The following is a 9,325-nucleotide window of genomic DNA, read 5'->3' as shown; positions in this document are numbered from 1 at the left end:
CCGCGACCACGCGCGCCGACACCGCACGGGCAATGCGTCGCACCGCTGCCGCACGGATCGCGATCCGCGACGCGGGCATCACGCTGCGTACATGCAGCGCGGCCGGCCGCTTGCACAGAATCGCGCTGCCGTAACGCCTGCCCGCGAACCGCACGACGTCGACGACTTCGAAACCCTGCGAGCAATAGAACGCGAGCAGATGCGCGGCCGGCTGCGGCGTATCGAGCGCGAGCAGCGTATAGCCGCGCGTCGCGGCCCACTGCTCGGCGAACGTCAGCAGCATCGCGCCGATCCCGCGGCCCTGCCAGTCCGGATCGACCGCGACCTGCCGCACGCTCGCGACGCTCGCATGACGATACAGCGAGCAGGCCGATTCGGCATCGGTCGCATAGAGCGTCATCGTGCCGATCACGCGAGCGCCGCACACCGCGACGAAACACTCGCCCGCTTCGGCGCGGCGCCGCGTGACGTCCTCCGTCTGGTCGACGCAGGTGCAGTTCAACCCCATTGCGCCGAGCCGCGCGAACGCGCGGTGCAGCATGCCGGTGAGCGGCCCGTAGCCGTCGAACGCCGGATCGAACCGCCGCACGACGATACGTTCGGCGCGTGGCGCCGGCAGCGTGACATGCAGGCGTTCGATGGTTTCGTTCGATGGTATCGACATGGTTTCGCTCCTTCGCTTCGGTTGCCCGAAGTCTATGAGCGCGCGCGTCGCACCCACAAGAAAAAATGTCGTAAAAGTTGGCCGACAGAGTGCGTGACGTCACGCATGCCATTGACAGCCGCGGGCGGGAGATCCAGACTCGTCCGATCTCCCTCCGACCACACACGCCCATGATCACCTGCTTCCTTCGCTACGTCGTCGATCCGTACAAGCTCGACCAGTTCGAAACCTACGGCAAGATGTGGATTCCGCTGGTCGAGAAGTTCGGCGGCACGCATCACGGCTACTTCCTGCCGTCCGAAGGCGCAAGCGACATCGCGCTCGCGATGTTCTCGTTTCCGAGCCTGGCGACCTACGAAACCTACCGGCAGCGCTCGAAGGAAGATCCCGAATGCATCGCCGCATTTCGGTATGCAGAGGAAACCCGCTGCATCGTCAGCTACGAGCGCAGCTTCTTCCGGCCGGTGTTCGAATAAGCGGGCATCGTGTCGTGTGCGAGCGGCACCATGGCACTCAAACGTCCGCTTCACGTCGCGCAACGACATCATTCCGCCGACCTGTCGGGCGACCTCGCTCCGTTACGGTGCCCAGCGTGTGCCACGCTGTCAGCGCACCGACAACCAGCAGCCCGCCTGAAACGACAAGCGCGTGCTCCATCCCGCGCATGAACAACGCCGTCTCCGCATGGCGAACGAGGAAGCCGAATATCGCGACGCCCATCACGCCCCCGATCTGACGCGCCGCGTTCAGCAGGCCGGACGCAATACCCGACTGCGCGCTGCATACCGCGGCGAGCATCGCGTGCGTGATGGTCGGTATCGTGAGCGCGACGCCGCTGCCCGCCAGCAGCATGGCCAATGCAAGCAACCCGTGCGACTGCGACGCAAGCGCCGGCAGCATCGCCAGATACCCGACAGCGGAAATCAGCATCCCCGCCGTGGCCAGCGCGCGCGTGCCGATCCGGCTGGCCAGACGTCCGGCGACAAGGTTCATCACCATCAGGATGCCCGTCATCGGCAGGAACGCCATGCCCGTGCGCACCGGTGTCATATGCCAGATCGACTGGAAGAGCAGGCTCAGCGCGAAGACGACACCGTAGAAGACGAGGTTCAGGATCATCCCGATGACGGTCGTGCTGCGAACCGTCCGGTCCTGCCATAACGCGAGCGGCAGCATCGCGGCGGGATTGCGCGCTTCCAGCCGGATGAACGCGATGCCCGATGCAATGCACAGCGCGAATGTGCCGAGTATGACGGGGCTTCGCCAGCTCAACGCGCTGGCTTCGGTCAACGCGAACGTGAGCGCGGCCAGCGTGAGCGCGCCCGTCAGTTGCCCGGGAAGATCGAGGCTGCGGTCGCCGCGCGCTTTCGTGTCGGGCGCGAAGCGCCATGTCATCCAGATGCCGACGATGCCGACGGGGACGTTCACCAGGAAGATGCTGCGCCACCCGAGCGCGGTGACGAGCACCCCGCCGATCACGGGGCCGGCCGCCAGCGCGATGGCGCCGCCGGCTCCCCACCAGCCGATCGCCCGCCTGAGCGCCGCGGCATCCTGGAACGCGACGCGCAGGATGGCGAGCGAATTCGGAACGAGCAACGATGCGCCCACGCCCTGCACGAGGCGCCACGCGATCAGCGCGTCCAGGGATTGCGCGAGGCCGCAGCCGATCGACGCGAGCGTGAAGATCGCGTAGCCGGCGATGAATACGCGCGTGGCGCCGAGCCGGTCGCCCAGCGCGCCGGCCGTCAGCAGCGTCGACGCAAAGACGAGCGCATACGCGTTGACGACCCATTGCAGGCCCGTGACGTCCGCGCGAAACACGGCACGCAACGCGTCGAGCGCGACATTGACGACGCTGACGTCGATCAGCACGACGACGAAGCCGAGGCTGGTCGCGATCTGGACCAGGCCGGGATGGAATCTTGACGGAGAGTGCATGGGCAATCCTTCGAATACGGAAGCTTGCAGCGTAGAGGATCGCCATCTGTGCGAATATTCGGTAAAACTGCACAGCAAACCGGGAAAAATGCACCGATGTTCGACTGGGAAAACCTGCGCGTCTTCGTCGCCGTCGCGCAATCAGGCAGCCTCTCGGCAGCGGCACGGCGGCTGAAGGTCGACCATGCGACGGTCAGCCGCCGCCTGAGCGCGCTCGAAGCCGAACTGAACCTGCGCGTCGTCGATCGCTTGCCGCGCGCATGCCGACTGACCGCCGCGGGCAGACAGGTGCTCGGGTTCGCCGAGAAAATGGAGGCGGAGGCGTTCGCGATCGAGCGGCTTGCGCTGGCAGAGCAGATGCCGATGCAGGGGACGGTGACGATCAGCGTGCCGCCGGTCCTGGCGAACAATCTTTTTGCGAACCACCTGCACACGTTCGCGCAATTGCATCCCGGCATCCGGCTGGCGATCGCCAGTGAGACGCAAAGCGTGTCGCTGGGGCGTCGCGAAGCGGACATTGCGGTGCGCCTGTTTCGTCCCGAGGAGCCGCAAAGCGTGACCCGCAAGCTCGCCAGGATGGCCTTCGGCCTCTATGCGAGCCATACGTACGCCCACGCATCGGAGCCGGCCGCCTGGGCGTTTATCGCCTATGACGCGCGCTTTTCCGAGTTGCCGCATCCGAAGTGGCTTCAATCGATCGCCGGAGGCCGCCGCATCGCATGCGAGGTGAGCGACATCACCACGCAGCAGGCGGCCGCACGCACGGGCATCGGCGTTGCAGGCCTGCCCGTGTTCATGGGCGACAACGATCCTGCGTTGCAGCGCCTGCCGTTCGACGGCGAGCCCTTTTACCGGGATATCTGGCTGGTCGTGCATCCCGATCTCCGGCATTCGCCGCTGATACGCGCGGTCATCGACTTCATCGTGGAGGTAGTCGGCAACACGTTCGAACCGCATGCCGGGTGAAACGCGCCGGAAATCCGCGAAACACAGAAAAAAAAGCCCCGCCTGCATCCGTGCCGGCGGGGCCAACCCATGTCAGTAGAGACACAATGGAGGAGACGGAGTCCATCATATCGACGGCGCCACGCGTGCCCAACCAAGCATTTCTGCTATCGATCTGTGCGGCCGCACGCGCGGGTCACCCGCGCTGGCGGCATATCGATAGAACGAAAAGTCGTTTTCAGACTGGCTCCGGGGTCGTTACCATGCGGTTTTAAGCCTGTGCTTAGCCGGGCAACCCATCCCCCAGGAGCGCCCCTTGACTGCATTCGATCAACATCGCCGGCCGTTCGTCGTCGGCATCGGCGGCACCACCCGCGCGGCCTCGTCGACCGAGCGCGCGCTGTCGTTCGCGCTGCGCGGCGCGCAGGCGGCCGGCGCCCGCACCCGGCTGTTCGACGGTCCGTTCCTGCATACGCTGCCGCACTACGCGCCCGAACAGAAGACGCTGACCGACGCGCAGCGCGACCTGATCGACACCGTGCGGCAGGCCGACGCGATCATCATCGCGACGCCCGGCTATCACGGCGGCGTCTCCGGTCTCGTGAAGAACGCGCTCGACACGCTCGAGGAACTGCGCGCGGACGAACGCCCGTACCTCGACGGCCGCGCGGTCGGCCTGATCGTGACCGCGTACGGCTGGCAAGCGGCCGGTACCGTGCTGACGTCGCTGCGCTCGATCGTCCACGCACTGCGCGGCTGGCCGACGCCGTTCGGCGCGACCGTCAACACGCTCGAAACGCGCTTCGAGAGCGCGGACAGCTGCTCGGACCCGAAGGTCGTCGCGCAGCTCGAAACGGTCGGCTCGCAAGCCGCCGAATTCGCGCTGGCGTTCGCGTCGCATCGCGCGGCGTCGCATGCGGCTTCGGTCGACGCGCTCGCGCCGGTGCTGAAGATCGCCAACCAGTAACCCCGCCCTCTCCCACGCTCTCCCGCGCTCTCCCGCCCGCGTCCGGTGTCGTCCGCCGCGCGGGCGGCGCACATTCGCACGCCGCAGCAGCCCGCGACCCCGCATTTGACTGTTGATAACGATTCGGTCCGCTGAATGATTTGCATTGGCCGAAAGATTGGTTCACGCGGCGCGCGGGTTTTCGTACGCTGAAAGCCCGATCCTTCTCCGCACACGCCATGAATCGCACGATCCGCTACAAGGGCTACGAAGTCGCACCGGCCGCCGCGCGTCTGCCGAACGGGCTGTTCGCCGCGAACCTGACCATCGAGAAGGCAAGCGGCGGCCCGTCGCGCGCCGTCTCGTTCGACGCAATCGACTTCTTCTTCGAAGAGGAACATGCGCTCGCCTATGCGTCCCGCTGGGGCCGCCTCTGGGTCGACGCGCACGCTTGACCTGCATCACGCCGCCGCGCATCAGGCAGCACGAAAATACGTGAAATCCGGAGCCGTGGGACACTCTTTCACTCCGTCATCACGATAACAATAGCCATGACTGATACGCTGCGGGATGAGCACGCAGCAGCAGATCACTCAATGCGCAACTGGACCTTCGAGAGGCAAGGTCCGGTAAAAATCGGTTCAGATGCGCACAAGCAGATGTTCTGTCGCATGCTGCTCGACACCCATAACCCGTACAAGCCGGCCGTGATCGACTGGCCGCCGCTGACGCCCGAAGAGCTCATTCGGCTCACGTCACTGCCGATCTGGGACATCGCGGTGCAGACCGAAGGCCGCGCGTCGATTCGCGTCGCAACGTTCGCGTCGACCGTGACCGACAAGCTGCTGAAAGAGGCACTCGACATGGACGGCGGCGAGGAAGCACGCCACAAGGTCGTGCTGTCGAAGCTCGTCGACGCGTACGGCATCGGGCTCGCGCCGGAGCCTGCGTATCCGGCCCCGAACGACGCCGAATGGGCGTGGGTGGTGACGGGCTTCAGCGAGTGCATCGACAGCTTCTTCGCGTTCGGCCTGTTCCGCTCCGCGCAGCGTTCCGGCTATTTCCCGGCCGAACTCGTCGAGACCTTCGAGCCGGTGATCCAGGAGGAAGGCCGGCACATCCTGTTCTTCGTCAACTGGTACGCGTGGTACTGGCGCAATATGCGGTGGTGGCGCCGGCCGTGGTTCTTCGCGCGCGTCGCCGCGGTGTGGGCGTTCCTGATCCGGGAACGGATCGGCATCGCGCGCGGCATCGACGCCGACGGCGTCGCGCACGACGCGAATTTCTCGAGGACCGGGGCCGCGGCCATCGGCGATGCGCTCGATCCGCGCGAGCTGATCGCGCTTTGCGTCGACGAGAACGACCGGCGGATGGCCGGCTACGACAAGCGGCTGCTGCGTCCGACGTTCGTCCCGCGCATCGCGCGCTTTGCGCTGCGCTTCCTCAGGAAGTGATCGCCACCGTCGCCGCCAGCGGCGGTGGCTGACGTCCGTCCACGCAGCGCACGCACGATACGCGCTGCGCGGACTTCCGCAATCCGGCGATACGCGAAATCGCTGCGCGACGGCGCGGACCCGGCCACGCTCGTGTTCCAGTGCGGCGCGCCGCAAGCCGCGCAGCCGGCGCCGACTCCAAAACCGACGATTTCCGTGCCACAATCGCCGCGGCCGGATGCGCCGCGCGGCGCGGCGCCACAGGCGCACACATGACAATCAACGGCAAACCGGATCCGTGCAGCGGAGCGAACCGCGACCGCCGGACCGCAGGTGCCGCAGAGGAACAAAGCTGGTGACGGACAACATTCAAGCCGCGTCGCGCGGCGCCCGCAACGACCGCCCGGCCGTCGGCATCTCGCTGTTCGCGCGAGACGGCCAGGCGATCTGGGAAAACGGCATCCATCAGAACATCGCGTTCCTCGCGATGATGCTGAAGCGCTCCGACCGCGTCGGCCCCGTCTACTTCCTGAATGGCGGCGACGCACGCGCGCTGCCGGCCGGGCTCGACCTCGACGGGCTCGACGTGCCGCTCGTGCAGCCGGGCGACGTCACGCACGAACTCGACGTCGTCATCGAAATGGGCGCGCAGTTGCCGGTCGAATGGCTGAAGCACATGAAGGCGCTCGGCAAGAAGCGCATCGTGTTTTTTTGCGGGCACCTGTATGCGGGCCTGTGCGAAACGCCGATCTTCGACAAGCCGTCCGGGCACATCTTCAACGGCGGCCCGTTCGACGAGGCGTGGCTGCTGCCGCAGTACGACAAGACCGCGGCGCCAATGCTCCGCACGCTGCTGCGCGCGCCCGTGCATCTCGTGCCGCACATCTGGTCGCCGTACTTTCTCGAACGACGCGTCGCCGCGCTCGCGAGCGAAGGCGCGACGTTCGGCTATCAGCCGGGCCGCGCCGCGTGGCGGCTCGCGACGCTCGAACCGAACATCTCCGTCGTGAAGACCTGCCATTACCCGATGCTCGCCAGCGAGGAATTCTTCCGTGCACGGCCGGAAGCGGTCGAGCACCTGTTCGTCGTCAACGCGATGCACCTGAAGGATCACCCGACGTTCCTGCACTTCGCGAGCAGCCTCGACCTCGTGCGGCAGAACAAGGCGACCTTCGAGCCGCGCATCGACCTGCCCGGCTTCATGGCGCGCCATGCGGACGCCGTCGTGTCGCATCAGTGGGAGAACGCACAGAACTACCTGTATTACGACGTGCTGTACGGCGGCTATCCGCTGATCCACAACTCGACGCTGCTCGGCGACGCCGGCTACTACTACCCGGACTTCGACGCGGCGGCCGGCGGCCGCGCGCTGCTCGACGCGTGGCAGCATCACGACGCGCAGCTTGACGACTACCGCGTGAAAGCCGACCGGCTGCTGCAGTCGGTCTCGATCGACAACCCCGCGAACCTCGACGCGTTCGTCGCGCGTCTGGTCGCCTGAACCGGAGAACACGCATGTCGGACTCCAATGCCCGTCAAGCGCCCGGCGAGGGCAAGCGGCTCGTCGTCGGTGTGTCGCTGCATGTGCGCGGCGCCGGCCAGTCGCTATGGGAAAACGGCATTTTCCAGAACTGCCTGCTGCTGATCCTGCTGCTGCGCCAGTCGCCGCTCGTCGCGCAAGCGCTGATGGTGAACGGCGGCGAACAGCTCGCCGATCCGCAAATGATGCTCGGCGAATGGAATGTGCCGCTGCTGTCGAAAGACGAAGCACTGCAGCGCTGCGACGTGCTCGTCGAGATGAGCGCGCAGTTCGACGCCGAGTACCTTCGCGCGTTCCGCGAGCGCGGCCGCAAGGTCGTGACGATGCGGGTCGGCAACGACTACGTGATCGACATCGAGCGCGCGATGTTCAACAAGCCGTCGGGCTTCCTGTTCTCCGGCGCGCCGTACGACGCGGTATGGACGATCCCCGAGTTCGAGCGCTCGTGCCTGCACTATTACCAGACCGGCCTGCGCGCGCCGGTGACGATCGTCCCGCACATCTGGCATCCGATGCTGTTCGACAAGGCACGCGCAACGCTCGGGCCGGGCCTCGAATTCGGCTACCAACCGGCCAAGCCGCGCTGGCGCGTGACGATGTTCGAGCCGAACATCTGCATGGTGAAAACGAGCATCATCCCGATGCTCGTGACCGAGGAAGCGTATCGCGCGAAACCGGAGTTCCTCGAAGTCGTGCGCGTGTGCAACACGCTGCACGTGAAGGAACACCCGACGTTCGTCCACTTCGCGAAGAGCCTCGACATCGTTGAGCACGGGATCACGACCTTCGAAAGCCGTTACGCGGTGTACGAGTTCATGGCCGCGTACGGCGATGCGGTCGTGTCGCACACGTGGGAGAACGCGCAGAACTACCTGTATTACGAGCTGCTGTACGGCGACTATCCGCTGGTCCACAACTCGCCGTTCCTCGGCAATGCCGGGTATTTCTATCCGGACTTCGATTGCGAAGCGGGCGGCCGCGCGCTGCTGAAGGCCTTCGCCGAGCACGACGCGAACCTCGGCGCATACCGCGAGCGGTCGTTGCAGGTGCTCGACTCGGTCAGCATCTACAACCCGGACAACGTCGCGGCCTATACGGACGCGCTTGCGTCGCTCTATCGTGACGCATGACGCACCGCCCGGCTACAGGCGAACCAGGCGCCCGCACGACGCCATGAACGCCTGACCGTGGCGCCGCCCCGCGCGCACCAGCGACGCGAAGATGCGTCGCCGCGCGCGGCCGACTCGCGCGCCGCTCGCGCGGCTGTGCTGTTCGACGCTGCCGAATATGCCGCACGCGATTGCGGAATCGTGTCCGTACACGCCCATTGCAATGCCCGCGCAGTAGTATCGCGCCGCCAGTTCGCGGCCCGTGCGATCCAGCGCGCCCAGCGTCGCGATGCGGCGTGCGACCGCCTTCAGGCCGTCGACGCAGCGGGCCACCTCGGCCTCCTCTGCCTGTTCTGCGGACGTACCGCCCGCCAGACGACGCAGCATGTCCTCGAGGTCGCCGAGTGCGCCAAGCTCGCTGGATGATGCTGCGCTACCGTTTCGATCCACGACCTTCGTGCCTCTCATCACGCCGACGCCACGCATCACGCAACGCGCGACAGGAACGCGGCGGGCCGCGACAGACGGCTCAATTCTCATTGCAAACCAAAAGGAATGAAAGAATGTGAACGTCGGAATTTACCCGCCAGATCCGACAGAAAATTGTTTATTCATTCATTTGAAAACCACGATACCGATTCTAGATTTTTATCAGCGCACACTTTGTCAATGATATTCAAATTCAGAAAATCGATCACACGCATTCACAGTCGTCCGCTCGGTGGCCAACGCAACGCGCCCCGCACCCTC

Annotated in this window: 10 protein-coding genes; 7 read left to right on the top strand and 3 right to left on the bottom strand. The window is 65.7% G+C overall.

Going from position 1 to position 9,325, the window contains the following annotated elements; genetic code table 11:
- A partial coding sequence (locus G3N94_RS19830; RefSeq protein WP_205794283.1) for a GNAT family N-acetyltransferase occupies positions 1 to 664 on the bottom strand: 664 nt, incomplete at its 3' end.
- 170 nt (positions 665 to 834) lie between these two features.
- On the opposite strand from G3N94_RS19830, the gene G3N94_RS19825 reads away from it, so the two are divergent.
- A complete protein-coding gene (locus tag G3N94_RS19825) occupies positions 835 to 1,140 on the top strand; it encodes an NIPSNAP family protein (RefSeq protein ID WP_205794282.1) in 306 nt (101 codons plus the stop codon).
- Between the two features lie 37 nt (positions 1,141 to 1,177).
- Here G3N94_RS19825 and G3N94_RS19820 read toward each other — a convergent pair whose 3' ends face one another.
- Positions 1,178 to 2,602 carry an MFS transporter gene (locus G3N94_RS19820; RefSeq protein WP_205794281.1) on the bottom strand — a complete coding sequence of 475 codons (1,425 nt, stop codon included), beginning with the start codon at positions 2,600 to 2,602 and terminating at the stop codon, positions 1,178 to 1,180.
- Positions 2,603 to 2,698: 96 nt separating this feature from the next.
- Here G3N94_RS19820 and G3N94_RS19815 point away from each other — a divergent pair, with 96 nt between their 5' ends.
- From G3N94_RS19815 to G3N94_RS19790, 6 genes are all read left to right on the top strand, one after another.
- Entirely contained in the window at positions 2,699 to 3,568 is an 870-nt protein-coding gene (locus G3N94_RS19815; protein WP_205794280.1) for a LysR family transcriptional regulator, read from the top strand.
- A gap of 295 nt (positions 3,569 to 3,863) precedes the next feature.
- Entirely contained in the window at positions 3,864 to 4,514 is a 651-nt protein-coding gene (locus G3N94_RS19810) for an NAD(P)H-dependent oxidoreductase (RefSeq protein WP_205794279.1), read from the top strand.
- A 218-nt stretch (positions 4,515 to 4,732) separates the two neighbouring features.
- Positions 4,733 to 4,948 carry a transcriptional regulator gene (locus G3N94_RS19805; RefSeq protein ID WP_205794278.1) on the top strand — a complete coding sequence of 72 codons (216 nt, stop codon included), beginning with the start codon at positions 4,733 to 4,735 and terminating at the stop codon, positions 4,946 to 4,948.
- Positions 4,949 to 5,044: 96 nt separating this feature from the next.
- Positions 5,045 to 5,947, top strand: coding sequence for a ferritin-like domain-containing protein (locus G3N94_RS19800; RefSeq protein ID WP_205794277.1), 903 nt, complete (start codon positions 5,045 to 5,047; stop codon positions 5,945 to 5,947).
- Between the two features lie 334 nt (positions 5,948 to 6,281).
- A complete protein-coding gene (locus G3N94_RS19795; protein ID WP_205794276.1) occupies positions 6,282 to 7,427 on the top strand; it encodes a DUF2827 domain-containing protein in 1,146 nt (381 codons plus the stop codon).
- Positions 7,428 to 7,441: 14 nt separating this feature from the next.
- Positions 7,442 to 8,596 (top strand): DUF2827 domain-containing protein, encoded by a 1,155-nt coding sequence (locus tag G3N94_RS19790; protein WP_205794275.1) that lies wholly within the window; start codon positions 7,442 to 7,444, stop codon positions 8,594 to 8,596.
- Positions 8,597 to 8,608: 12 nt separating this feature from the next.
- On the opposite strand, the gene G3N94_RS19785 is transcribed toward G3N94_RS19790, so the two are convergent.
- Positions 8,609 to 9,025 (bottom strand): hypothetical protein, encoded by a 417-nt coding sequence (locus tag G3N94_RS19785; protein ID WP_346778716.1) that lies wholly within the window; start codon positions 9,023 to 9,025, stop codon positions 8,609 to 8,611.
- Positions 9,026 to 9,325 lie beyond the last annotated feature (300 nt).

Origin of the sequence: Burkholderia sp. Ac-20353 (assembly GCF_017104785.1) — a bacterium.
In the GTDB taxonomy this organism is placed as follows: Bacteria; Pseudomonadota; Gammaproteobacteria; order Burkholderiales; family Burkholderiaceae; genus Burkholderia.
The sequence above is the reverse complement of the archived record's forward strand: the minus strand, read 5'-3'. Positions and strand labels throughout refer to the sequence as shown.